General features: G+C 70.0%; 19 protein-coding genes and 3 tRNA genes. 12 read left to right on the plus strand and 10 right to left on the minus strand.

Features of this window, described 5'->3' with window-relative positions:
- The first annotated feature begins 8 nt into the window (after positions 1 to 8).
- The 4 genes from dnaG to D456_RS0106445 all read left to right on the plus strand — a co-directional run bounded on the left by dnaG (position 9) and on the right by D456_RS0106445 (position 7,519).
- The gene (gene dnaG, locus D456_RS0106430; protein WP_026115631.1) at positions 9 to 1,898 is read left to right on the plus strand and encodes a DNA primase; all 1,890 of its coding nucleotides are present in this window, start codon (positions 9 to 11) and stop codon (positions 1,896 to 1,898) included.
- An 86-nt stretch (positions 1,899 to 1,984) separates the two neighbouring features.
- Positions 1,985 to 3,085 carry an RNA polymerase sigma factor RpoD gene (gene rpoD / locus D456_RS0106435; RefSeq protein WP_017575344.1) on the plus strand — a complete coding sequence of 367 codons (1,101 nt, stop codon included), beginning with the start codon at positions 1,985 to 1,987 and terminating at the stop codon, positions 3,083 to 3,085.
- A 126-nt stretch (positions 3,086 to 3,211) separates the two neighbouring features.
- Positions 3,212 to 4,537, plus strand: coding sequence for a glycoside hydrolase family 18 protein (locus tag D456_RS0106440; RefSeq protein ID WP_017575345.1), 1,326 nt, complete (start codon positions 3,212 to 3,214; stop codon positions 4,535 to 4,537).
- A gap of 72 nt (positions 4,538 to 4,609) precedes the next feature.
- Positions 4,610 to 7,519, plus strand: coding sequence for an FAD-binding and (Fe-S)-binding domain-containing protein (locus D456_RS0106445; protein ID WP_017575346.1), 2,910 nt, complete (start codon positions 4,610 to 4,612; stop codon positions 7,517 to 7,519).
- Between the two features lie 36 nt (positions 7,520 to 7,555).
- On the opposite strand, the gene D456_RS0106450 is transcribed toward D456_RS0106445, so the two are convergent.
- Together D456_RS0106450 and D456_RS0106455 are read right to left on the minus strand one after the other, a co-directional pair.
- Positions 7,556 to 8,077 (minus strand): hypothetical protein, encoded by a 522-nt coding sequence (locus tag D456_RS0106450; RefSeq protein ID WP_017575347.1) that lies wholly within the window; start codon positions 8,075 to 8,077, stop codon positions 7,556 to 7,558.
- On the minus strand, positions 8,077 to 8,424 hold the full coding sequence (locus tag D456_RS0106455) for a hypothetical protein (RefSeq protein WP_017575348.1): 348 nt from the start codon (positions 8,422 to 8,424) through the stop codon (positions 8,077 to 8,079). The genes D456_RS0106450 and D456_RS0106455 overlap by 1 nt, the downstream gene beginning before the upstream one ends.
- A 165-nt stretch (positions 8,425 to 8,589) precedes the next feature.
- Between D456_RS0106455 and D456_RS0106460 the strand changes: the two genes are divergently transcribed.
- Together D456_RS0106460 and D456_RS0106465 are read left to right on the plus strand one after the other, a co-directional pair.
- Positions 8,590 to 8,662, plus strand: a tRNA-Asn gene (locus tag D456_RS0106460).
- Positions 8,663 to 8,810: 148 nt separating this feature from the next.
- Positions 8,811 to 8,883: transfer RNA gene (locus D456_RS0106465), tRNA-Asn, on the plus strand.
- A gap of 234 nt (positions 8,884 to 9,117) precedes the next feature.
- Here D456_RS0106465 and D456_RS0106470 read toward each other — a convergent pair.
- Entirely contained in the window at positions 9,118 to 10,005 is an 888-nt protein-coding gene (locus tag D456_RS0106470; protein ID WP_017575349.1) for an SAM-dependent methyltransferase, read from the minus strand.
- A gap of 503 nt (positions 10,006 to 10,508) precedes the next feature.
- Here D456_RS0106470 and D456_RS0106475 point away from each other — a divergent pair.
- Positions 10,509 to 11,207, plus strand: a complete 699-nt coding sequence (locus tag D456_RS0106475) for a RibD family protein (RefSeq protein ID WP_017575350.1) — start codon at positions 10,509 to 10,511, stop codon at positions 11,205 to 11,207.
- Entirely contained in the window at positions 11,204 to 11,686 is a 483-nt protein-coding gene (locus D456_RS0106480; RefSeq protein ID WP_040698818.1) for a cytidine/deoxycytidylate deaminase family protein, read from the plus strand. Before D456_RS0106475 ends, D456_RS0106480 begins: the two co-directional genes overlap by 4 nt.
- 72 nt (positions 11,687 to 11,758) lie before the next feature.
- Here D456_RS0106480 and D456_RS0106485 read toward each other — a convergent pair whose 3' ends face one another.
- The gene (locus tag D456_RS0106485; RefSeq protein WP_017575352.1) at positions 11,759 to 14,284 is read right to left on the minus strand and encodes a DEAD/DEAH box helicase; all 2,526 of its coding nucleotides are present in this window, start codon (positions 14,282 to 14,284) and stop codon (positions 11,759 to 11,761) included.
- 113 nt (positions 14,285 to 14,397) lie between these two features.
- On the minus strand, positions 14,398 to 15,390 hold the full coding sequence (locus tag D456_RS0106490) for a malate dehydrogenase (RefSeq protein WP_017575353.1): 993 nt from the start codon (positions 15,388 to 15,390) through the stop codon (positions 14,398 to 14,400).
- 250 nt (positions 15,391 to 15,640) lie between these two features.
- Between D456_RS0106490 and D456_RS0106495 the strand changes: the two genes are divergently transcribed.
- Positions 15,641 to 15,714 (plus strand) — tRNA-Ile (locus D456_RS0106495).
- Positions 15,715 to 16,652: 938 nt separating this feature from the next.
- Complete coding sequence (locus D456_RS0106500; RefSeq protein ID WP_051049415.1) at positions 16,653 to 18,509, plus strand: GDSL-type esterase/lipase family protein; 1,857 nt, start codon at positions 16,653 to 16,655, stop codon at positions 18,507 to 18,509.
- An 83-nt stretch (positions 18,510 to 18,592) separates the two neighbouring features.
- Here D456_RS0106500 and D456_RS0106505 read toward each other — a convergent pair whose 3' ends face one another.
- Together D456_RS0106505 and D456_RS0106510 are read right to left on the minus strand one after the other, a co-directional pair.
- The gene (locus tag D456_RS0106505) at positions 18,593 to 19,210 is read right to left on the minus strand and encodes a TetR/AcrR family transcriptional regulator (protein ID WP_017575355.1); all 618 of its coding nucleotides are present in this window, start codon (positions 19,208 to 19,210) and stop codon (positions 18,593 to 18,595) included.
- Positions 19,211 to 19,375: 165 nt separating this feature from the next.
- Positions 19,376 to 20,092, minus strand: coding sequence for a glycerophosphodiester phosphodiesterase (locus D456_RS0106510; protein ID WP_017575356.1), 717 nt, complete (start codon positions 20,090 to 20,092; stop codon positions 19,376 to 19,378).
- A gap of 221 nt (positions 20,093 to 20,313) precedes the next feature.
- Between D456_RS0106510 and D456_RS0106515 the strand changes: the two genes are divergently transcribed.
- A complete protein-coding gene (locus D456_RS0106515; RefSeq protein ID WP_017575357.1) occupies positions 20,314 to 21,090 on the plus strand; it encodes a DeoR/GlpR family DNA-binding transcription regulator in 777 nt (258 codons plus the stop codon).
- Between the two features lie 22 nt (positions 21,091 to 21,112).
- On the opposite strand, the gene D456_RS0106520 is transcribed toward D456_RS0106515, so the two are convergent.
- Positions 21,113 to 22,360, minus strand: coding sequence for an MFS transporter (locus D456_RS0106520; RefSeq protein WP_017575358.1), 1,248 nt, complete (start codon positions 22,358 to 22,360; stop codon positions 21,113 to 21,115).
- Between the two features lie 158 nt (positions 22,361 to 22,518).
- Between D456_RS0106520 and D456_RS0106525 the strand changes: the two genes are divergently transcribed.
- On the plus strand, positions 22,519 to 23,208 hold the full coding sequence (locus D456_RS0106525) for an HD domain-containing protein (protein WP_017575359.1): 690 nt from the start codon (positions 22,519 to 22,521) through the stop codon (positions 23,206 to 23,208).
- Here the strand turns inward: D456_RS0106525 and D456_RS0106530 are convergent.
- Both D456_RS0106530 and D456_RS0106535 read right to left on the minus strand, forming a co-directional pair.
- On the minus strand, positions 23,180 to 23,470 hold the full coding sequence (locus D456_RS0106530) for a DUF4031 domain-containing protein (RefSeq protein WP_017575360.1): 291 nt from the start codon (positions 23,468 to 23,470) through the stop codon (positions 23,180 to 23,182). The genes D456_RS0106525 and D456_RS0106530 overlap by 29 nt on opposite strands.
- On the minus strand, positions 23,467 to 23,934 hold the full coding sequence (locus D456_RS0106535; protein WP_017575361.1) for an Lrp/AsnC family transcriptional regulator: 468 nt from the start codon (positions 23,932 to 23,934) through the stop codon (positions 23,467 to 23,469). Before D456_RS0106535 ends, D456_RS0106530 begins: the two co-directional genes overlap by 4 nt.
- Between the last annotated feature and the right edge of the window lie 118 nt (positions 23,935 to 24,052).

The raw sequence follows: 24,052 nt of genomic DNA on the forward strand, positions 1-24,052 counted from the left end.
CTGAGACCGTGGCCGGAAGGATCAAGGACGAAGACATCGCACTGGTGCGTGAGCGCGCCCCCATCGCCGACGTGGTCGGTGAGTACCTCCAGTTGCGCAACGCGGGGGGCGGATCGCTCAAGGGGCTGTGCCCCTTCCACGACGAGAAGTCGCCCTCCTTCAACGTCACCCCTTCCAAAAACCTCTGGTACTGCTTCGGTTGTTCCGAAGGCGGGGACGTCATCTCCTTCGTGCAGCAGATCGACAGCCTCAGCTTCACCGAGGCCGTCGAATCACTGGCTCGCCAGAGCGGCATCCAGCTGCGTTACGAGTCCTCCGAGGGACGCAGCACCCGGCGCGACGAGAACAAGCGGCAACGGCTACTGGATGCACACAAGGCGGCCGCCGAGTTCTACGCCCACCACCTCTTCCGCTCGGCCGAGGGCGTCGTCGCACGGCGTTTCCTCGACGACCGCGGGTTCGCGGGGTCCCACGCCGAACACTTCGGACTCGGCTACGCCCCTCCCGGCTGGGAGAACCTGGTCGGCCACCTGCGCCGCAAGGGTTTCAGCGACCAGGAACTCGTGGAGGGCGGACTCGCCAGCCAGGGGCGGCGCGGGGCCTACGACCGGTTCCGCAACCGGGTGCTCTGGCCCATCAGGGAGGTCACCGGCGAGGTCGTCGGCTTCGGCGCGCGCAAACTGAACCCCGACGAGGACGGTCCCAAGTACCTCAACTCCCCGGAGAGCCCCATCTTCCACAAGGGGCGCATCCTCTACGGGCTCGACCTCGCCAAGCGCCACATCTCCCGCGAGGGCAAGGCGATCGTCGTCGAGGGTTACACCGACGTGATGGCCTGCCATCTGGCGGGGGAGAACACCGCGATCGCCACCTGCGGGACCTCCTTCGGCGAGGACCACGTCAAGATCCTGCGCCGGATGCTCCTGGGCCGCTCCAACCAGGGCGGCAAGGTCGTCTTCACCTTCGACGGCGACAAGGCGGGCCAGAAGGCCGCGGCCCGTGCGTTCTCCGAGGAGCACGCCTTCTCCTCGGAGACGTACGTGGCCATCCAGCCCGACGGGCTCGACCCCGGCGACCTCTGGCTGCAACAGGGGGCGCGGTCGATCACCGACCTGGTCGAGAACGCCGTGCCCATGTACGAGTTCAAGATCAAGGACGTCATCGACAACTACGACCTCGAGACCCCTGAGAGCCGCATGGCCGCGCTCGAGGCGGCGGCCCCCGTCGTCGCGAGCATCCGGAACGAAGGGGTGCGCAGGGGCTGGGGAAAGAACCTCGACCGCTGGATCGGCCTCATGGACGAGGGCTACGTCCTGCAGCGTGTCAACCAGCACATGCGTCGCCGCGGACCCGGGAACGACCGGGACCGGGCACGCCGCCCGGTGCACGTACCGGAGGCCGACGAGCGGGCCCCCTACAACCCCGACGACCCGTCGGTCCAGCGCGAACGCCAGGCCTTCAAACTGGTCCTGAAGTACCCGAACCTGGCCCACGGCTTCGACCGGTTCACCGAGGAGGACTTCACCGTCCCCCAGCACCGCGAGCTCCTGGGCCTCATCGAACGGCACGGCGGTGTCGGGGCCGCCGCCCAGGACCCCCAGGGGTGGATCCACCGGTTGCGCGACGGTGCGCCCGGCGATGCGCAGCGCAAGCTCCTCGAGAACCTGACGGCCGAACCCCTGGAGTTCTACGGAGAACTCGACGACCATTCAGCGCGGCAAATTCTCGGCACAATCAGGACCCATTCCATCAACCGGCGTGAAGTAAACCTGAAATCGAAGCTCGCCCGTATCGACGCGGTTGCCCAGCCCGAGGAGCACAACCGCGTTTTCGCGGAGCTTCTCGCCCTTGGCCAGCAGAAACGCAGTTTGCAGGAGGAGTTGGCCGCAGGGGGGTAGCGCGAAGGTGACAATAATGAGCCTCCCTTTTTCGGGGTGGTTCCGGGCATAATGTAGGTGTGGTTTCCCCAGTTGTGGCTCAGGAAATGCCCCCCGTCCGGAAGGTACTCAGGGCGCTACCCGGCGAAGGCCAGAGGACGGTCACGCGCGACGAGGTCGCCGGAGCCCTGGAGCGCCTGGGCTCCTCCTCGCGGGCCCTGGACCGTGCGGTGGTCCACCTCATCCGCGCGGGGATCCGGATCACCGATGCCGAGGAGGCCGAAGCGCCACCGGACACCAGCGGGCGCAGCGGCTCGGACCTGGTACGCCTCTACCTCCGTGAGATCGGCCGCGTCCCGCTGCTGAGCGCAGAGGACGAGGTCGCTCTGGCCAAGGCCGTCGAGGCCGGTCTCTACGCCTCCCGCTGCCACCCGGGGCCCGGCCGCACCGCCGAGGAGCTCGACGTCCTCGTGGACGAGGGCCACCGCGCCAAACGCCGGCTCATCGAGGCCAACCTCCGCCTGGTCGTCTCCATCGCCAAGCGTTACACGGGGCGCGGGATCCTGTTCCTGGACCTCATCCAGGAAGGCAACCTCGGCCTCATCCGCGGGGTGGAGAAGTTCGACCACACCAAGGGCTTCAAGTTCTCCACCTACGCCACGTGGTGGATCCGGCAGGCCATCACCCGCGCCATCGCCGACCAGGCCCGCACCATCCGTATCCCCGTGCACATGGTCGAGACCATCAACCGCCTGGTGCGCCTGCAGCACCAGCTCCACCAGCAGCTGGGCCGCGAACCCACCACCGAGGAGCTGTCCTCGGCCACGGGCCACGCCGGCCAACGGATCCTGGAGATCCAGCGCATCGCCCGCGAACCGCTCTCCCTGCACACCCCCGTCGGGGAGGAGGAGTCCGACTTCGGAGAGTTCATCGAGGACTCCGACGCGATCATGCCGATGGAAGCGGCCGCCTTCACCCTGCTGAAGGAACGCCTGTTCAGCCTCCTGGGCGACCTCTCGGACCGAGAACAGCGGGTCATCCGGTTGCGCTTCGGCATGGTCGACGGAAGACCGCGCACTCTGGAGGAGGTGGGGTGCGAATTCGGGGTGACCCGCGAACGCATCCGCCAGATCGAGGCCAAGACCCTGGCCAAACTGCGCCACCCCTCCCGTGCCGGGCCCCTGCGCGACTTCCTGCACGGGGACTGAGCCCGGGAGCGGGGCCGGGAACGTACGAGGACCCTCCCGGGTTCCCGCGCGGGCCGATCGTCCTCATGTGGCCGACGCGGGCAGGACGCAGGACGCCCGACGGCTTCTACCCCTACGGTCGTGAGGGTGAACGCCACCCCTCAGCCGCCCCGGCCGCCCCGTGCGGGACGGCGGACCCTCCTCGCCCTGGGCGCGGCCGCCGCCGCGGTCCTGCTGATCACCGGGTACCTGCTCCTCAACGACGACCGCGAACCCGAGCGCCTCGGGTACTTCGCCGATTGGAACGTCGCCAACCGGGACTTCACCGTCAAGGACCTCGAGGACAACGGCGCCGCAGAACACCTGACCCGCCTCATGTGGGCGTTCGGCGACATCAGCCCCGAAGGCACGTGCCATGTTCCCGAGGACAACCACGACCAGCCCTGGGAGCTCTACCAGCGCCGCTACGAGGCCGGCGAGAGTGTGGACGGACAGGCCGACACCTACGAACAGGGCCTCGCCGGGAGCCTGAACCAGCTGCGCCTGCTGCGCGAACGCCACCCGCACCTGGGGGCGAGCCTGTCCCTGGGCGGGTGGAACTGGTCCACGCACTTCTCCGACGCCGCCCGCACCCCCGACTCGCGCGCGGCCTTCGTCTCCTCGTGCCTGGACCTGTGGCTGCGCGGCGACCTGCCCGAGTACGGGGACGAACCCCAGGGCGGGCCCGGAGTGGCACGCGGGGTCTTCGACGGCATCGACCTGGACTGGGAATGGCCGGGCGGGCAGGGGCACGAGGACAACGTCGTACACCCCGACGACGCCGCGAACTTCACGCTGCTGGTGGCCGAGTTCCGCGAGCAGCTCGACGGACTCTCCGCGCAGACCGGGCGGGACTACACACTCTCGGTGTCGCTGCCGGCGGGGGAGGAGCACTCCCAGGCCTACGACGGTGAGCTCTTCGACCTGATCGACTTCGCCACGGTCCAGGGGTACGACTTCTCCGGCCCCTGGAGCGCAACCACCGGGTTCCACTCCAACCTGTACGCGCCCGAACACGCCCCGGACGCCAACAGCGCCGACGCCGCCGTGCGGCGCTACCTGGACATGGGCGCCGACCCCGGGAGCCTGGTCCTGGGCCTGCCCGCGTTCGGCCGCGGCTGGCAGGGGGTCGAGCAGGCCGGCGCCGGGCCGGGACAACAGGCGGAGGGCCCGGCCGCGGACGCCTACGACGGCCCCACCGAGGCCTTCTCCGAACTCGAGGAACTGGACGGGCGGAGCCGCTTCGACGAGGAGGCCGGCGCCTATTGGGTCCACGACGGTGACGAGTGGTGGACCTACGACAACACGGACGTGGTCGCCCTCAAGGGCGAGTACGTGCGCGAGGAGGACCTGGGCGGCCTCATGGTCTGGAGCCTGGACATGGACCCCGGGGGCGAGCTCGTCCGCACCATGGACGAATCCCTGCGCGACTGACCCGCCAGGCGCCCCGGATGCGGGGCGCGGCGGGGTTGCGGCGCCCTGACCACGCCCGTCACGCTGTGGACCATGGCCGACTCGCTGAGCATGACCTCCCGTTCGAGCGTCGCCGAACTGCGGCACGCCCTGGAGACACGGGTGCAGGGGACCGTCTCCTTCGATCCCGGAACCCGTGCCCTGTACACCTCCGACGCCTCCAACTACCGCCGCGTCCCCCTGGCCGTGGTCCTGCCCGAGACCGTGGAGGACTGCGTGGAGGCCGTACGCACCTGTGCCGAGCACGGGACCCCGGTGGTGCCCCGCGGCGGCGGTACCTCGATCGCCGGCAACGCCATCGGCACCGGCGTGGTCGTGGACACCTCCCGCCACCTGCGTGCCATCGAGGAGATCGACCCCGGCGCCCGTACCGCCACCGTGCAGCCCGGGGTGATCCTCGACGACCTGCGCAGGGCCACCGCAGCCCACGGTCTCACCTTCGCGCCCGACCCCTCCACACACAGCCGCTGCACCATCGGCGGCATGGTCGGCAACAACGCGTGCGGCTCGCACTCGGTGGCCTGGGGCACCACCGCGGACAACATCGTCGCCCTGGACGTGTTGCTGGCCGACGGCACCCGCATGACGGTCGGTTCCAGCGACACCGACGAGGACTTCGCCGAGCTCGCCCGCCGTCCCGGGCGCGAGGGCAAGGTCTATGCGGCCCTGTCCTCGCTCGTGGAACGCCACCGCGCCGAGATGCGCACCGACATGCCCCAGTTCCGGCGCAGGGTCTCCGGATACGCCCTGGACCGCCTGCTGCCGGAGAAGGGACGCGACCTGGCCGCCGCACTGGTCGGTACGGAGGGCACGTGTGTGTTCGTGCTCGGAGCGACTGTGCAGCTGGTGGAATCGCCCCCGGCCAGGGCACTGGCGGTGGTCGGTTACCCCGACGCCCCCGCGGCCGCCGACGCGGTCCCGGCGTTGCTGGAGCACGGCCCGCTCACGGTCGAGGGCATCAACCACCGCATGGTGGCCGCACTGGACCGCCACGGCGCCTCCGCGCGGGTGCCGCTGCCCGAGGGCGGGGCGTGGATGCTGCTCGAGGTCGCCGGCGCCGACCCGGACGAGGCCACCGCCGCGGCCGAACGGATGCTCGCCGCCCTGCCTGAGCACTCCCGTCCCCAGGACTCGGCGGTGGTGACCGACCCCGGGCACCAGAAGGCCCTGTGGCGCATCCGCGAGGAGGGCGCAGGAATCACCCAGCGGACCCCCGACGGCCGCGACGCCTGGTCGGGGTGGGAGGACGCCGCAGTCCCTCCGGAGAACCTCGGCGGGTACCTGCGCGACTTCGAGGCCCTCATGGAACGCCACGGCCGGTTCGGCGTCGTCTACGGCCACTTCGGCGACGGTTGCCTGCACGTGCGTATCGACTTCGAGCTCGAGACCGAGGAGGGCCGCCGCGGGTACCGGGCCTTCATGGAGGAGGCCGCCGAGACCGTCGTCGCGCACGGGGGATCGCTCTCGGGTGAGCACGGCGACGGCCAGGTCCGCTCCGAACTGCTGGAACGCATGTACCCGGCCTCGCTCGTGCGTGCCTTCGGGGAGTTCAAGCGCGCCTTCGACCCGGACGGTCTGATGAACCCCGGCATCATCGTCGACCCGCTCCCGATGGACGAGGACATCCGCGTCTCTGCCGGCAACCGCCCGCACCTGCCGCTGCTGGACGACGTCACCATGGCCTACCCCGAGGACGGGGGCGACTTCGGGGCGGCCCTGCGCCGGTGCACGGGGATCGGGAAGTGCCGCCGCCAGGACGGGCCCGGGGTCATGTGCCCCAGCTACCAGGTGACCCAGGACGAGAAGCACTCCACCCGAGGCCGCGCCCACCTGCTGTACGAAATGGCCAACGGCGAGCTGATCGCCGACGGCTGGCGTTCGGAGGAGGTGCGCGAGAGCCTGGACCTGTGCCTGTCCTGCAAGGGCTGCCTGAGCGACTGTCCGGTCAACGTGGACATGGCCTCCTACAAGGCCGAGTTCCTGCACCAGCACTACCGGGGCCGGGTGCGTCCGCCCGCGCACTACTCCATGGGATGGCTGCCGGTCTGGGCCCGCCTGGCTTCGGCCGCGCCCGCCGAGATCAACCGCGCCGCACGCCTGCCCGGGCTCTCGACCCTGGCCAAGAAGGCGGCCGGGGTGGCGGGCGAACGCGACCTCCCCGCGTTCGCCCGCACCTCCTTCACCCGGGCGTTCCGACGCCGCGAGGCCAAGGGGCACGGGCGTCCGGAAGGACCGCGGGTGGTGCTGTGGCCCGACACCTTCGGCAACTACATGCACCCGCAGGTTCCCGCCGCGGCGGTGCGGGTGCTGGAGGACGCCGGTTTCAGCGTGGTGCTGCCCCAGGGCCAGGTGTGCTGCGGCCTGACGTGGGTCTCCACCGGTCAACTGGACGTGGCGCGTACCGTCATGCGGCGTGCTGTCGCCGCGCTGGCGCCGTTCGTCGCCGAGGGTGTGCCTGTGGTGGGGCTGGAGCCCAGCTGCACTGCTGCGCTCAAGCACGACCTCCTGGAGCTGCTGCCCGGCCCGGAGAGCAAGGAGGTGGCGGCCTCGGTGCACACCCTGGCCTCGTTCCTCAACCGGCACGCCCCCGACTGGCAGCCGCCGCGGGTCCCGGCCTCGGCGCTGGCGCAGGTGCACTGCCACCAGCACGCGGTGATGGGTTTCGACGACGACCGCGACCTCATCGCACGCGCGGGTGTGGACGGGGAGGTCCTGGACTCGGGCTGCTGCGGACTGGCCGGCGACTTCGGGTTCACCGAGGGCCACTACGAGGTCTCCAGCGCCATCGGTGAACGCGAGCTGTTGCCGCGTGTACGCGAGGCCGAACCGGACACCCTCGTGCTGGCCGACGGTTACAGCTGCCGGACCCAGATCGAACAGGGGACCGGGCGCGGCTCCCTGCACCTGGCACAGGTGCTCGCACGGGGGCTCGACGCGCGCTGAGCGCTGTCCCACCGCGGGTGTGGGGCCGGGAGCGCCTCACACCCCCATCTGTTCGCGCAGGGACGCCAGAGCACGCGAGACGGCGTCGGTGAGGCGGGGGTCGGCCGAGTCCATGCCCTCACCCAGGTGGACCCGCCAGTGCACGTCCGTTCCGCCGGGGCTGCGCCGGGCCACGAGGCGGAACCCGGAGTCCGCGTTCCCGTCCGGGTAGGGGACGAACCGGTTGACCAGGATCGTGGAGGTCACTCGTTCGGAGACGGTCTCGGCCAGCCGCCGGTAGTCGACGGCGCCTTCGGGGGACTCGGGGGAACGCAGGGGGATGCTGTGGTTTCCCGCGCCCTCCTCCACGAAGGTCATCGCGCCGGTGCTCCACCGGGCCTGGTCGATGTCGGACCAGGGGACACGGCGGCCGCCGGGAAGGTGCAGGGCCTCGGTGGTGGCGGTGAGGGCCCGGTCGCCCCCGGCTTCGGTGGCCACGGGCGCGTGCGCGAGCACACGCTCGCCCCGACCGAGCCGGGAGCGGACGGAGTCGGGGATCCCCCGCTTGAACAGGGCCACTACTCGGCCCGGCCCTCGCGGTCCTCACCCCGGCCGGGGTCCCCGCCGGGGGCGGAACCGTTGGCCATGTGGGACTCCCAACGGACGAGGTCGAGCTCCTCGTCGGTGGGGCGGGCCAGGAAGTCGCGCACGGACGTGACCGGCATGCGCTCGACCGCCTTGTCGTAGACGGTACGGCCCGCGTTGCTGACCTGGGCCCCGACCACTCCGGCGGCCTCCTGGACGGCCGGGTTGTCGGCGACCTTGCGCGCGGTACGGGCGAGCTGGTCGTAGCGTGCCCTGCCCGCCTTCGCACCCAGGACGTATCCGATGGCGAGTCCGGCGGCGAATGTGATCCGGTAACGCATGGGTCCCTCTTTACAGGCCTCGGCGGCGATGGGCGTGATCTGTGCCCGACGTTACCCGCTCGTGTCGGGGGGCACACGGACGGACACCGTCACGAGCACTCCGCGAACACGCTAAACTGGAGGCGTCGCCGAGGCCGCAGGAGAGTGGTCGGGCGAACCTTGTGATCCCACATAGCTCAATCGGCAGAGCAATCGGCTGTTAACCGATAGGTTACTGGTTCGAGTCCAGTTGTGGGAGCGCTCGAGGGGGCCGAACGGGTTGCCGTGAGGTCCTCGCCCTGGAGTTGTCCGGGTCGGCGTCGGAAGCGGCGTCGCGAAAACCCCGGAAAGGCGATAGGCTGGGAGCAGTCCGGGCGGGCCACTGGGGTCCGGCAAGGGCGCAGCAGTCCCACATAGCTCAATCGGCAGAGCAATCGGCTGTTAACCGATAGGTTACTGGTTCGAGTCCAGTTGTGGGAGCAGTGCGAACGAGGGTCCTTCCCGTGGGGGAGGGCCCTCGTTCTTCGTGTTCCCGCGAACACTGTGGACCCGCCGGGGCGCAGCGGATCCCCGGCGGCTCGGGAGTGTCCCGGGCGCTGGGCGTGTCCGGGAGCGTTCCTCGAACTGCCCCGGTGCGCAGGCGTGCCCGGGAGCGCACACGCCCCACCCGCGTCCGGCCCTGGCTGTTGCCGGGGCGGTGCGGGCGTGCGCGGTTCAGACCGACGCGAGACCGCCGAGGAGGAGGCGGCGGTTGCGCGCGGGCATCTGGTAACTGCCGTATACCGGCGGGGTGGAGGGCAGCGGCCGCCAGTACTGGACGTCGATGAGTCCGGGCTCGTTCAGTTGCCAGCCCTCGAAGAACCCCTCGATCTCGGCGCGTGTGCGCCAGCGGCCGGAGCCGAGTTGGTCGAGGAAGGTGCGTTCGAGCTGTTGCGCGCGCAGGGCGTCGCGTGGATACGTGCCGGGATCGGGACGGCAGAAGTGGCTCAGGGCCAGACGACTGCCGGGGGGCAGGGCCTGGCGCAGTACCGCGGTGCAGCGGGCGGGGTCGTCCCTGTCGTGCACGTGGGACAGGGCGCCGGCCAGCAACAGGCCCACGGGACGGTCCAGGTCGAGGAACCGGCGCAGTTCCGGCTCGTGCAGCAGTTCCTCGGGACGGGCGGGGGAGCCGTGCACCACGGTGGTGGTCTCGCCGTCGGTGAGCATGGCCCGGTTGTGGGCGACCACGGCGGGGTCGTCGCTGACGTAGAGGACACGGGCGCCGGGGAGCACCTCGCGGGCGATCTGATGGGGGTCGCCGGGCGTGGGCAGGCCGGAGCCGAGCTGCAGGAACTGCTCGATGCCGTGGTCCTGGGCCAGATGGCGCACTGCGCGCTGGAGGAAGGCCCGCTCACCCAGGACGAGGTCCTTGAAGCCGTGTGCGGCCCTGTCGGCACGCAGGGCCAGGTCGCGGTCGACGTCGAAGTGGTCCTTGCCCCCGAGGTGGAAGGACGTGAGCCGGGCCGGCGTGGGACGGCTCAGGTCCACCATGGGCGGTGGTTCGGCCCGTGCGTGTGTTCCCCCGGTCGGCTTCAGGAAATCGGGAGAGGTGAAACGAGGCATCGCCGTCCTCTTGTCATGAGGTGGGGAAACATGTTCGACCACTGGATTATATTCATCGTGGTCGAGGTTGTTAACACAAGAGGAAAGATTGTTGAGGGAAATCATGCGAACCTCTGTCCGTGGCGTGTTTTCCCGTCTGTGTTGGGTGTGCCTCTGATGCGTCAAGGCGTATAAGTTGAATGTCCCTTATGGGTGGTTTCTCCTCCGGTGTGCCTGCGAACACTGGGGTGGCAGGGGCTCGAGCGAGGCGAGGGGCGGGGCTCCGAGGGGAGGGGAGCATCCCCTCGGAGCCCCGGAGTCCGATTTCCGGTGCCCGATGCCAGGAACAGGAAAATACTCGACGTAAAGCAATTGCTCGTTTTTTGCCGCGGAGTCGCTGGTAATGGGCCCGGTGTGCACGAGAAGAGAAGGTGGACGGTTCCGAAAAACTTCCCGGGAACGGGGCCGCGCCACACGGGACCACGTGTGCGCCGGGGCGCTCACGGCCCCGCTAGCCTGGTGGTATGGAGCGTCCCTACACCATCCTGAGCTGTGCGGCTTCGGTCGACGGCCGCATCGACGACACCACACCCGAGCGGCTGCGCCTGTCCAACGAGGCCGACTTCGCCGAGATCGACGAACTCCGCGCCGGCTGCGACGCGATCCTCGTCGGTGCCGGGACCGTGCGCGCCGACGACCCGCGTCTGCTCGTGCGCTCGCAGCTCTGGCGCGAGCGCCGCCGAGACCAGGGACGCACCGAACACCTCGTCAAGGCCGTGATCACCCGCACCGGTGACATCGACCCCGGGGCGCGCCTGTTCTCCACCGGTGACGCGGGGGCCGTGGTCTACACAGGAGGTGACGGCGTCTCCTCGGCGAAGGAACGCCTGGCCGCCCGCCCCTCCCAGGACCCGCCGGCCGAGGTGGTCGACGCCGGGGACCCGCCGACCGTCGGGGCGATCCTGGCCGACCTGGCCGCCCGCGGGGTCGAACGGCTCGTCGTGGAGGGCGGGGGCCACGTGCACACGATGTTCCTGACCTCCGGCCTGGCCGACGAACTGCGTCTGGCCGTGGCGCCCTTCTTCATCGGGGACGAGGGGGCCCCGAACTTCGTCATGCCGGGCGCCTACCCCTACAATCCCGACGCGCCCATGAGCCTGGTCGATACCCGTTCCCTGGGCGACATCGCCGTACTGCGCTACTGCTTGAAGGCACAGAATTGAGTGATCGAGCGGGACCCGTCCCCCGCAGAGGCGAAGCAGACGCGTTCTGGCTGCGGTACACCGTCGAACTCTCCGGGCACTGCCCGCCCTCGAGGACCGCTTTCTCCGTGGGCGCTGTCGTGGTCGCCGCCGGCGGCACGGTGCTCGGGCAGGGGTACTCGCGCCGGGACGACCCGCACGACCACGCCGAGGAGGCGGCTCTGCGCGGGATCCGGCCGGAGGATCCACACCTGGCCGGGGCCACGATCTACTCCTCGCTGGAGCCGTGCAGTTCCCGTTCCTCACGCCCCCGCGCGTGCAGCACCCTGATCCTGGCCACACCCCTGCCACGGGTGGTCTTCGCCTGGAGGGAGCCGGAACTGTTCGTCGACTGCGAGGGCGCCGAACGCCTGCGTGCGGCCGGCCGCACCGTCATCGAACGTCCCGATCTGGCCGGGGGCGTGCGCGCAGCCAATGCCCACCTGCTGGGCACGGGCTGACCACCGACGAGGGGAACGCACACGCGCGGGGTGCGGGCCGGGCCCACGTCCCGGCCGCACCCCGCAGCACTCTCACAGCCGGTTGAGGTCCAGTACCCGCACGACCGCACGGCCCTCGGCGTCGGAGGCAGCCAGGTCCACCTCGGCGTCGATGCCCCAGTCGTGGTGGCCCTCGGGATCGGCCAGGGTCTGGCGGACCTTCCACACGCCCTCGCCCTCCTCGATCCGGAGCAGGCCCGGACCGCGCGCGTCCGGGCCGATACCGATGACGTCGTGGTCCTCGAAGTAGGCGTCCAGCGCCTCTTCCCAGTCCTCGGCGTCCCACTCGCCCTCGGGCTCGAGCTTGCTCAGCTCCGTGTGGGCGCCGCGGGCGGCCAGCTCCACCCGGCGGAACATGTCGTTGCGCACCATGATGCGGAAGGCCCGGGTGTTGGCGGTCACCGGACGCACCCGATCCTCCGGCTCCTCGCCCCCTTCCGACTCGTCGGCCGCCTCGGGGTCGGGGTTGGTGAGCTGCTCCCACTCGTCGAGCAAGCTGGAGTCGACCTGGCGCACCAGTTCGCCCAACCACTCGATGAGGTCGCGCAGTTCCTCGGTCTTGGCGTCGTCGGGCACGGTCTGGTTCAGAGCCTTGTACGCCCCGGCCAGGTAGCGCAGCACCAGGCCCTCCGAGCGCGCCAGGTCGTAGTGGCCCACGTACTCGGTGAAGGTCATCGCCCGCTCGAACATGTCGCGCACCACCGACTTGGGCTGGAGCGGGTGGTCACCCACCCACGGGTGCCCCTGGCGGTAGACCTCGTAGGCATGGTCCAACAGCTCCACGAGCGGCTTGGGGTACTCGACCTCCTCCAACCGCTCCATGCGCTCCTCGTACTCGATGCCGTCGGCCTTCATCCGCGCGACCTCTTCGCCCCGGGCCTTGTTGAGCTGGGCGCCCAGGATCTTGCGGGGGTCGTCGAGGGTGGACTCCACGACGCTGAGCACGTCCAGGGCGTAGGTCGGGGACTGCGCGTCCAGCAGCTCCAGGGCGGCCAGTGCAAAGGTCGACAACGGTTGGTTGAGCGCGAAGTCGGCCTGCAGGTCCACGGTCAGGCGTGCGGTGCGGCCCAGCTCGTCCGGTTCCTCCAACGTCTCCACGATGCCGCCGTCCAGCAGCGACCGGTAGATCGCGATCGCCTCGCTGATGTGGCGGCGCTGTGTCTTGCGGTCGTCGTGGTTCTGGGTGAGCAGGTGCTTCATCGCGGTGAAGCAGTTGCCGGGGCGGGCGATGACACTGAGCAGCATCGCGTTGCTGACCTTGAACCGGGAGTTCAGCGGCTCGGGCTCGGCCTCCACGAGTTTGCCGAAGGTCGCCTCGTCCCAGGCCACGAAGCCGTCCGGTGCCTTCTTACGCACGACCTTGCGGCGCTTCTTCGTGTCGTCGCCCGCCTTGGCCAGCGCCTTCTCGTTCTCGATGACGTGCTCGGGCGCCTGGACGACCACGTTGCCGACGGTGTCGTAGCCGGCCCGGCCCGCGCGCCCGGCGATCTGGTGGAACTCACGCGCCCGCAGCCGCCGCACCCGCACGCCGTCGTACTTGCTCAGCGCTGTGAACAGCACGGTGCGGATGGGTACGTTCACGCCCACACCGAGGGTGTCGGTGCCGCAGATGACCTTGAGCAGACCCGCCTGGGCCAGGCGTTCCACCAGACGGCGGTACTTGGGCAGCATGCCCGCGTGGTGCACCCCGATGCCGTGGCGCACGTACCGCGACAGGTTGCGCCCGAACTTCGTGGTGAAGCGGAAGGCGCCGATCTCCTCGGCGATCCTCGCCTTCTCCTCCTTGGTGCACATGTTGATGCTGGTCAGCGACTGGGCGCGTTCGACCGCCTGTGCCTGGGTGAAGTGCACGATGTAGACCGGGGCCTCGCCGTTTCCCAGCAGGTCCTCGAGTGTCTCGTGCAGCGGGGTGGCCCGGTAGTCGTAGTACAGCGGTACGGGGCGCTCCGCGGAGGAGACCACCGCGGTCGAACGCCCGGTCCGCGCTGTGAGGTCCTCCTCGAACCGGCTCACGTCGCCGAGCGTGGCCGACATCAGGAGGAACTGCGCCTGTGGCATCTCCAACAGCGGCACCTGCCACGCCCAGCCGCGGTCGGGCTCGGCGTAGAAGTGGAACTCGTCCATGACGACGGTGTTGATGTCGGCGTCCTTGCCCTCGGCCAGGGCGATCTGGGCCAGGACCTCCGCCGTGCAGCACACGATGGGCGCATCGGCGTTGACGCTGGCGTCGCCGGTCATCATGCCGACGTTCTCGGTACCGAAGATCTTGCACAGGTCGAAGAACTTCTCCGAGACCAGCGCTTTGATGGGGGCGGTGTAGAAAGCGCACTCGTCCCGGGCCAGCGCGGCGAACAGGGCGCCGGTGGCGACCATGCTCTTGCCCGAGCCGGTCGGGGTGTTCAGGATGACGTTGGCCTCGGAGACGACCTCGATGAGGGCCTCTTCCTGGTGGGGATAGAGGGTGAGGCCCCGCTCCTCGGCCCACAGGGCGAACGCCTCGTAGAGGGAATCGGGTTCTGGTTCGGCCGGAAGCGCATCAATGAGACTCACGTATTCCATACTGCCTGCTCCAGCACCCACTTCGTGACGCGGTCGGGGACGACAGTGGGCACGTCCCCTGCCGAGGACGTGCCCACTGCGGTGCGCTCGTGCGTGTTCCGCCTACCTGCCGGTCACTTGACCAGGCCGAGTCCGCGGACGGTGTCGCGCTCCTCGGAGAGCTCCCGGACGGAGGCGTCGATGCGCCCGCGGGAGAACTCGTCGATCTCCAGTCCCTGCACGATCTCCCACGCGCCGTTCCTGGACACGGCCGGGAAGGAGGAGATGAGGCCCTCGGGCACTCCGTAGGAACCGTCGGACGGGACGGCCGCGGAGGTCCAGTCGCCCTCGGGGGTGCCGTTGACCCAGTCGTGGACGTGGTCGATGGCGGCGTTGGCGGCGGAGGCGGCCGAGGAGGCGCCCCGGGCCTCGATGATCGCGGCGCCGCGCTTGGCGACGGTCGGGATGAAGTCGTCCTCGATCCAGGCCTGGTCGTTGACGGCCTTGGCGGCGTTCTTGCCACCGACCTCGGCGTGGAAGATGTCGGGGTACTGGGTGGCGGAGTGGTTGCCCCAGATCGTGAGCTTCTTGATGTCGTTGATCGACACGTTCAGCTTCTTGGCGAGCTGGGTCAGCGCGCGGTTGTGGTCCAGGCGGGTCATGGCGTTGAAGCGCTCGGCCGGGACGTCGGGGGCATGGTTCTGCGTGATGAGGGCGTTGGTGTTGGCGGGGTTGCCCACGGCCAGCACGCGGATGTCGTCCGCTGCTCCGGCGTTGATGGCCTCGCCCTGGGGCTTGAAGATGCCGCCGTTGGCCTCGAGCAGGTCACCGCGCTCCATGCCCTTGCCGCGGGGGCGCGCACCCACGAGAAGACCCACGTTGGCGCCCTGGAAGGCCTGGCCGGCGTCGTCGAAGATGTCGATGCCCTGCAGCAGGGGGAAGGCGCAGTCGTCCAGCTCCATCGCGGTGCCCTCGGCGGCCTTGACCGCCTGCGGGATCTCCAGCAGGCGCAGCTTCACCGGGGTGTCGGCGCCGAGGAGCTGACCGGAAGCGATCCGGAAGAGCAGGGCGTAGCCGATCTGGCCGGCGGCGCCGGTGACGGTGACGTTGACGGGTGCTTTGGACATGAAGTGGATCTCCTGACGACGTTGTGCGACCCGAGATGTTACCAACGGGTTCGACGCGGCGTCGGGTGCCGTCCCGCTGGGGTCAGGCCAGGCGCGCGCCGCACTTCACCACCCTAGACCGCAGTCGCGCGCGGGCCGGGACCGAGGTCCGGACAAGGGCGTGCCGAGCTCCGGGTGCCGTCTCTCCACAACGGATTTACGGCGGGGAACGCCGGACGCACCCTGTTAGGATGACTTCGCCTTCCACGGCGGGCCGGTAGCTCAGTCGGTCAGAGCAGAGGACTCATAATCCTTGGGTCGCGGGTTCGAGCCCCGCCCGGCCTACCCCCTTGAACAGGCGAAACCCTCCGAAGCTGAGAACTTCGGTGCCTTGTTCGTGTTTTTCGGGTGCGTCTTTTCCGTGCCCTTCGGTGGCGTCTGTGCGGAATCGGACCTCCGCGGGAGCGGTCGAATTGTTGTGCTTTCTGTTCCGTCCGGTACACCGAGGCCCGTGCTCCGGCTGGGTGGCCACGTTGAATCCACGCCGGAGATGTCCGGGTACGGGCCCGGGCCGGTAGTGCTTCGTTCCCCGCAATGGGCGACTTGTCGGTCCTGGGTGATTGTGGCGTACCCTCTTCGGGGAGCGGAGCGTCCCCGTCCCGCCTGCCCCGTTCCGGTGGACGGGTGAGTGGCCGGGGCCCGAGCCCGGCACACCGCACAGACGCGCCACCGTACAGCCACAGAGACCGCGACTGTGCCGGTCCCCGGGCCGATGCCGTGAACGGGAACGGACCGGTGCACCCCGGTCCGGTGGAACGCGGCAATCTCCCTGTGCCGCCCGACGCGGTCGGAACGCCCTTCCGCGTGGGCACGATCCCCCACACTTCGTCGCCGTACCGGTCCGTGTCCGACCGGTGGCCGTCCGGGCGGGACCCGGCGGGCACCCACGATCATCGGCGGGGACGGACAGCAGCGGGACGGTGACGGCCGGGAGCGTTCGAGGTGGAGGGCTGGATGCAGCTGTGGACCCCTTCCCGCGGGAGCCCGCTCCACCCGTGCCCGGCCGTCCGGGAACACGGCGGAGCCCGGGCGGACCGTCGCGAGCACCGACGGCGGGGCGCTCGCGACGGGGAACGGCCGACGGGCGAGGTGTTGCATCTCTCGGCAACTTCCGGTCCGCCGAGGCCGTCCGACACATGTGTGGAGGACCCGAGAGCCGGGGGAAGTGATTGGTGAACGGCGGCGAGGCACGCGGGCCGGTACGGGCCGGTACGTGGCGACGGATGTGGGAGCACCCTCCCACCAGGATCCTGACGGGGGCGCTCGTTCTCGTGCTCGTGGTCGGGCTGCTCGTCGTGGCCACCCGTGACAGCGGGACGCAGAACCCGGCGGAGGTGGCTGAAGCGCCGATGCCCCGCTCCCACCCCTTCGAGGAGCACCTCGACGAGTTCGGTATCTCCCGTGTGGGCGCACCCACCGGTGACTTCGACGGTGAGGGCAACAGTTTCCCCGCCGAGGCCCTGGCTGCGGCCGGATGGCGTCCGGGGGTCCCGGTCACCGTGCTGGGTACGCAGATGCGACTGCCCGACTACGGTCCCGGACGGCCCGACCACCTGATCTCCGACGGGCAGCGGGTCTCGGTCCCCGGGGACCTCTACAGCAGCATGACCTTCCTGACCACCGCCACCCGCACCGACGGTGCGCCCACCGGTGCACAGGGGCGGGGCCGCATCGTCTACACCGACCGGAGCGAGGACACCTTCGACGTCGAGGTCCCCGACTGGAACGAGGGACCGGCCGGCGATGCCGCGCTCAACCTGCCCTACGCCAACGCCGAGGACCAGGAAGAACCCAGCCAGATCGGCGCGGTGCGCATGTACGCCCGCACGGTCCCGGTCGACCCCGACCGCGAGGTCGCCCACGTGGTCCTGCCGCGGGTACACGACGAGTCCGCCCGCATGCACGTCTTCGCGATGGGAGGGCGGTCCGCCGATCACCCGTGGACGGCCACGTGGGGCCGCTCGACCTCCAGTTACGTCGAGGTCGGCCCGTGGGAGGACCAGACGGTGCGTCTGGCAGCGCGTACCACGACCGGCGGCAGCAACGTCCGTATCCGGCTGGCGAACACCTTCGCCCACGAGTCGGTGCGGATCGGCGCGGCCTCCATCGCCCTGCGCGACGAGGGCGCCGGCGTGCGGGGAGCCACGGTCCCGCTCGAGTTCGGGGGTGAGAGCGAGACCGCCGTCCCCGCGGGCGGGCAGGTCTTCAGCGACCCGGTCGAGATCACCTTGCCCCCGCACAGCGACATCGCCGTGAGTCTGTATCTGCCCGAGGAGGTCTCGTCGGCACCGGTGCACTACGCGGCCGTCGACACCAACTACGCCACGGTCGCGGGCGGGGGAGACCGGACCCGGGACACCTCGGGCGCCCCCTTCACCGAGCGCCTGTACCAGTGGCCGTTCCTGACCGGCGTGGAGGTGATGGAAGGCCCTGGGGCGATCGTCACGCTGGGCGACTCCATCACGGACGGCGTACGTACCACCCGCGACGCGCACGCCCGCTGGCCCGACGCGCTCAGCCGTCGGCTGGCCGCGCAGGAAGGGGTGCCCAACCCCGGTGTGGTCAACGCGGGGATCGGCGGCAACCACGTGGTGAGCGACGGGTACCCGGGCGAGGGCGTCTCCAGGAACTCCACGGGTGTGGCTCTGACGCACCGGGCCCCCAGGGACGCCTACTCCCAGGCCGGTGCCGAGACACTGGTGGTGTGGGCCGGGATCAACGATCTGCGGTGGGGCACGGGCCCCGCGGAGGTCGTGGAGGGTCTGAACGCGGTGGGTCACCGGGCACGTGAGCACGGGATGCGCGTGTTCGTGGCGACGCTGGGGCCGTGCAGGGGTGAACTGCGGTGCACCGATGAGGTGGAGAGGGGACGGCAGTACGTCAACTCCTGGATACGTGACCAGGGCCGCGACCCCGACTCGGTCTTCGACGCGGTGTGGGACTTCGACCGGGTACTGCGGGACCCGGAGGAGCCGAGGCGTTTGTTGCCCGAGTACGACTCCGGCGACCACCTCCACCCCGGTGATGCCGGTATGGAGGCGTTGGCCGAGTCGGTGAACCTGGCCCAGCTCATCGGTTGAAGCCGGTGTGCGGCCCGCCCCCGGTCCCGGTGCGCACGGCGCCGGCCGCTGCCCCGGCGCCGGTCTCCGCGGCCCCGGCCGGGTCAGCGCGGATGGCCGAGCTGGTGGTGCAGGACGAGGTCGGCGTAGACACCGGCGAGGTCGTCGAGTCGCAGATCATCGTCGGGTTCGTACCACTCCAGGGAATCGCAGGTACTGAGTACCGAACGGGTGGCGAGCTCCACCGAGTCCACGTGGAAAACGCCCTCGCGCACCCCGTCCTCGATGATCGCGCGCACATGGTCGCGGTAGTCGCGGTGGAGCAGGGCGATCTCGCGGTAGCGCTCGGGGTCGGCCGCCCGCAGGGACGGCAGCAGAACACGGGCGAGCTCGAGGGCGGACCGGTTTTTCCAGGAGATCAGCACGTGGTGCCGCACGAACGCGCAGACCCGTTCGGCGGCCGGGGCCCAGGGCCGGTCGGCCGCGAGCAGGCTCTCGACCCGTTCCCGGACGGCACGCAGCACCACCGCACGGGCCAGGTCCCAGCGGGTCGGGAAGGCCCGGCTCAGGGTGTGGTGGTCGGCCCCGCTCTCCTCGGCGATCCGGTGGGTCAGTGTCGGCAGTGCGAGAGAGCGCGGACCGTGCTCCGCGAACAGGCGGGCCGCGCAGTCGAGCACGGAATCGGTGGTTCGGAGGTCGTCCGGGGACAGGTCGGCGGTCATGGGTGGCTGTCTCTTCGCTCGGTGCGCCGCGGGGCAGGGTGACGCGGGGTTCCGGGTACGCACGGTGCCGCACGGGCAAACGTTCTCGAGGATGTTCCCGAACGGTCGCGGGCCCGGGCGGAACCACAGAACCCGCCGAAGAAGGGTGTACGGGAGAACGCCCGATCAGGCCGGTTCCGTCTGGGGCTCTTCCCGGTTCCCACGGGCGATGGGGACCAGTTCCCCCACCTGGTCGGTGGCCACCGCGTCCACCCCCATCCCCACCAGCCGTGCCATCTCCGTGAAATCGTCGGCAGCCCACGCGGCGACACCGAGACCGGTCCCGTGCATCTGGTTGATCAGGTCCCGGGTGAGCAAGGAATGGTGGATCCCGAGGAAATCGGGACGCAGGGCGCGCACGACGTCGTCGGGCGGCAGCCCGGACTGTTCCCAGGGCATGAGCAGGCGCGCCCGGCCGCTCCGGCCGCGCAGGGCGTCCAGGGCCTCGTAGGGGCCGGTGAAGACCAGCTGATCGGCGAACCCGCGCTCACGCAGCAGCGTGTCGGCGGCCAACGCCGCCCGGGGAGACGTGGCCTCCACGAGCAGGTGGGGTACCTCCTGGGCGCGGAACTCGGCCAGGGCTTCCATGAGAGTGGGGGCACGACTCTCCACGTCCCGGCGCGTCGCGGCCAGCTCCGCCAGAGACATCTCGTCCACGGGCCGTGGTGCGGTGTCGGGGGCAGCGACCAGGCGGTCGTCCACCAGCACCGGATAGTCGTCACGGGTCAGATGGACGTCGACCTTGACCAGGTCGGCCCCTGCGCGCAAGGCTGAGCGCAGGGCCGGAAGTGTGTTGCCCGGGTGTCTTGCGGTGTCTCCGCGTAGTGCGATGGACAGCGTCATGTTCACAAGGGTCGCAAAAAGTGCGCCCGTACGTGGTGCAAACGAGAAGAACGGCGTCTCGGCCCTGCTCGGTGACCCTCGTGGGTGGCGAGCGCTACCGGGGAGTGCGAGAGGACTCACGCCCCCAGTGCTCGGTCCGGTGGTCCCGAGCTGGGAAACTCTGTTAACGGGTGTCGTGAGAACACGGCGCCCTTGGCCGGCCCCCGACCGTGAGGCGAACGATGATCCCGGATCAGCGACGAGAGCACATCCTCAAGCTCCTCCAGGAGCGGCACGTGCTGAGTATCAACGAGCTCACCTCGATGCTGTCCGTGTCCCACATGACGGTGCGGCGCGATATCCAGTCCTTGGAGAACGACGGCAAGGTCCTGTCGGTGACCGGCGGCGTGCGCCTGGCGGCCCGGCTCAAGAGCGAACCCTCCTACATGGCCAAGGCCCAGTTGGAGGTCCCGGCCAAGCGCAGCATCGCACGCACGGCCGCCGATCTGGTCCGGGAGAACTTCACGATCTACCTGGACGCGGGCACCACCACACTGCAGATGGTGCCGCTGCTGACCGACAAGGTGGGACTGACCGTCATCACCAGCGACTTCAACGTGGTCGGCCACCTCATGGAGTACCCGGGCATCGAGCTCATCCACACCGGTGGCCTGGTCTCGCACTCCGACCACTCCTCGGTGGGGCGTTTCACCGCCGAGTTCCTGCGCCAGGTCAACGTCGACCTGGCCTTCATAGCGAGCAGCTCCTGGGATGCAGAGCGCGGGTCGACGACCCCGTCCGAGGCCAAGGTGATCGCCAAGCAGGAGCTGCTGCGCATCTCCTCCAAGAGTGTCCTGGTGGTCGACAGCACCAAGTACGGCAAGTTCGGCACCTTCCGGGTCGCGAGCCTGGAGGAGTTCGACCTCATCGTCACCGACAACCGGTTGCCCTCCTCGGCGGTGCAGGAGCTCTCCGAGCGCGACGTGCGTTTCGAGCTCGTGGGTTCCGACACGCCCTGACCCGGCCCGGCGGGCCCGGCCCTCATGCGGGGCCGGTGTCCGTGACGGCCGCGGGCACGGATCCGCTGCGCCGGTACCAGCGTGCGCGCATGACCAGCGTGGTCGTGGCGAGCGAGACCAGCCCGCCCGCGGTCGCCAGGGCGAAGGCGCCCTGGTGGCCGAGGAGGTCGGCGAGCGACCCGGCGGCCATCGATCCCAGCGCCTGTCCCAGGATCAGGCAGCTGAGCACCACCGACATCGCCTGGGACATACGCGCGTGCGGGGCCGAGCGCTCTACCAGACCGAACAGGCTCACGATGTGCGGGCCGATCACCCACCCCAGCACGAACATCGCCGCCGCCAGGGTCACGGCGGTGTGCGGCAGGTACAGGGGCAGGGTCAGCACGAACAGGGCTCCAGCGGCCCAGCGCACCCGAGCTGTCAGCGCGAACGTCACCGGGACCGAGGCCATGAGCAGCCCGCCCACGGCGCTGCTGGTGCCCATCACCGCATACATCAGCCCCGACAGGTCGCCGTACCCGGAGGCGGACGCGAAGGCGGTCACCCCCGTCGACATCCCGCCGAAGAACAACCCCTGGGCGAACATGGGGACCGCCAGAACCACCAGCGCGGGTGTGATCACCCGGCCGCCCCGGCCCACCGACGGCGTGCTGCCGGTGGGCGCCGTGGGGTGCAGGGCGAAGACCGCCCCGAACACACCGATGAGCACCGCGGCGCCCAGAACACTCGCCGAGGGCGACAGGGTCACGGTGAGTACACCCACCAGAGCCGGCCCGAGTACGAAAGCGGCCTCGTCGAGCACACCCTCCACCGACATGGCCGCGCCGACCGAACGTTCGCGCTCCAGTCCCCGGCCCGGCCCGCTGTCGATCAACCCGACCCACCGTGTACGTGCCATCGGTCCCACCTGCGGTAGGCAGACCCCGGCCAGGACCGCCAGGAGCAGGAGGACGGGCAGGGGAGCTGCGGCGTTCACCGCGAACACCAGCACCGCCATCAGGACCGCGTCCACCAGCGACATCACCAGCACCGGGTGACGCTGTCCGTACCGGTCGGCGAAACGGGCGATGACCGGGCCGCCGGCCGCCTGGCCCATCGCGAACACCCCGCTGAGCAGGCCCGCCGTCGCCACACTCCCGGTCCGGACGGTGACCAGGGTCAACAACCCGATCAGTGACATCGAGACGGGCAGACGCGCCAGGAACGTGGCCGTCAGCAGCGGCCACCCTGCGATCCGATGCATGCGCCGCAGGGTTTCCAGGGGTGACATACGCTCCTCGTTCTCGCTCTCGACGGCGGTTCTGCGTGATACTCCCCGACGGCGGCACGCCGCGGTGGGGGAGGCGGGCTCTCGGGGGGGGGAGGAGAAGAACCGTCCCATGGTAGGGCCACCTCGAAAAACACGGTTGCGTGGGGAACACTGGTGGCATGGTCAGCTCCCACGGTTCACACGGCGCCGACGATTTCGCCGAGAACGAGAAGATGGGGCTCCTGAGAGCTTCCTGGTTCGACCTCGCGGGGACCACACCCGAGGCGCGTGCGGCGTGCGAGGAACTCCTGGGACGTTGGAGCGAGCCCCACCGCCGTTACTACACGCTCACACACCTGTGGCAGACCTTGGACGCGGTGGAGGAGATCGGGCACGAGGCCGAGGACATCGCCCTGGTGCGGTACGCGATGTGGTTCCACGGAGCCGTCCACGACGGCCGGGCCGGCACAGACGAGCAGGAGAGCGCCGTGGTCGCCGAACGGCTCCTCTCCCTCGTGGGGCACTCGCGCGAGCGGATCGACGAGATCGTGCGCCTGGTCGGACTCATCGCCCCGCACCGGCCCGGGGAGGACGACCCCGACGGTGCGGTCGTGTGCGACGCCGACCTGTCGATCCTGGCCGCCGATCCCGAGAACTACTTGGAGTACATCGCGGCGGTGCGGGCCGAGTACGCCTACCTGCCCGACCAGACCTTCCGGACCGCTCGCCTGCGGTTGTTGGAGGCGCTGCTGGAGCGGCCCCACCTCTTCCACACCCGTTTCGGGCGCACCCACTGGGAAGGGAGCGCCCGGGCCAACATGCGGGCCGAGGCGGACCGCCTCAGCGGGGACGCCCGCCCGAAGTACTGAGGACGGCCTTGGGGCGGCGCAGCCCCGCCGCGCGCAGGCGTGCCACCAGCTCCCGCGGCGGGACGTGCTCGGCGCCCATCCGCAGGGCCCGCGCGTGCAGGTGTTCGGGCAGATCGTAGTGGTCGCGGTCGAAGGCGCGCGGGTCCAGGCCCAACTGCCGGGCGAAGGTGTGCAGTTCCTCGTAGGAGGTGTCACTGGCCAGATGGGCGAACAGCCAACCGCGTGGACCCGGCCACAGGGGTGTGTCCACGACGATGCTCATGAGGCCTCCGGGACGAGCACCGGACGCCAGGGCACCGGGCTGGACAGGACCATCGTGCTGGAGGGGCGCCCGTGCTCGGCCAGGCGGTCGATGATCTCCTCGAAGTGCTCCATGGACCGCACCGCGATGAGCAGGACGCAGCAGTCGTCGCCGGTGACCCGGTGCACCTGCAGGATCTCCGGCATCCCCAGTGAGGAGCGTTCACGCAGCAGGCAGTGCGCACCGAAGCACTCCATCCGGACCAGCGCGGTCACCGGGAGCCCGGCGGCGGCCGGGTCGATGTGTGCGTGGTAACCGGTGATGACCCCGCGGTCGGTCAGGCGCCGCACCCTGTCGGCCACGGCCGGCGCGGACAGGTTCACCCGGCGGGACAACTCGTTGAAGGAGAGCCGCCCGTCGTTCTGGAGCTCGGCGAGGATCCGCCGGTCGAGACCGTCCAGCGGCGTGTGCAGTGGTGGGGTCATGCTTTGCGTTCCCAAGGTCGATGAGCTCTTCGCCTTGTGAATCCTAGGCCAAGAGCCGGATCGGGGCGCCCGTGCCCATTCCGTGAGTGGTGTCGGTTGTTCGATCATGTGACCTGTC

The organism is Nocardiopsis kunsanensis DSM 44524 (genome assembly GCF_000340965.1).
Lineage (GTDB): Bacteria > Actinomycetota > Actinomycetes > Streptosporangiales > Streptosporangiaceae > Nocardiopsis > Nocardiopsis kunsanensis.

Coding starts and splice junctions, on each gene's coding strand:
- rpoD (WP_017575344.1), top strand. CDS start 1,985: ATGCCCCCCGTCCGGAAGGTACTCAGGGCGCTACCCGGCGAAGGCCAG.
- D456_RS0106445 (WP_017575346.1), top strand. CDS start 4,610: ATGGCCGACTCGCTGAGCATGACCTCCCGTTCGAGCGTCGCCGAACTG.
- D456_RS0106455 (WP_017575348.1), bottom strand. CDS start 8,424: ATGCGTTACCGGATCACATTCGCCGCCGGACTCGCCATCGGATACGTC.
- D456_RS0106470 (WP_017575349.1), bottom strand. CDS start 10,005: ATGCCTCGTTTCACCTCTCCCGATTTCCTGAAGCCGACCGGGGGAACA.
- D456_RS0106475 (WP_017575350.1), top strand. CDS start 10,509: ATGGAGCGTCCCTACACCATCCTGAGCTGTGCGGCTTCGGTCGACGGC.
- D456_RS0106485 (WP_017575352.1), bottom strand. CDS start 14,284: ATGGAATACGTGAGTCTCATTGATGCGCTTCCGGCCGAACCAGAACCC.
- D456_RS0106490 (WP_017575353.1), bottom strand. CDS start 15,390: ATGTCCAAAGCACCCGTCAACGTCACCGTCACCGGCGCCGCCGGCCAG.
- D456_RS0106500 (WP_051049415.1), top strand. CDS start 16,653: ATGTGGGAGCACCCTCCCACCAGGATCCTGACGGGGGCGCTCGTTCTC.
- D456_RS0106505 (WP_017575355.1), bottom strand. CDS start 19,210: ATGACCGCCGACCTGTCCCCGGACGACCTCCGAACCACCGATTCCGTG.
- D456_RS0106510 (WP_017575356.1), bottom strand. CDS start 20,092: ATGACGCTGTCCATCGCACTACGCGGAGACACCGCAAGACACCCGGGC.
- D456_RS0106515 (WP_017575357.1), top strand. CDS start 20,314: ATGATCCCGGATCAGCGACGAGAGCACATCCTCAAGCTCCTCCAGGAG.
- D456_RS0106520 (WP_017575358.1), bottom strand. CDS start 22,360: ATGTCACCCCTGGAAACCCTGCGGCGCATGCATCGGATCGCAGGGTGG.
- D456_RS0106525 (WP_017575359.1), top strand. CDS start 22,519: ATGGTCAGCTCCCACGGTTCACACGGCGCCGACGATTTCGCCGAGAAC.
- D456_RS0106530 (WP_017575360.1), bottom strand. CDS start 23,470: ATGAGCATCGTCGTGGACACACCCCTGTGGCCGGGTCCACGCGGTTGG.
- D456_RS0106535 (WP_017575361.1), bottom strand. CDS start 23,934: ATGACCCCACCACTGCACACGCCGCTGGACGGTCTCGACCGGCGGATC.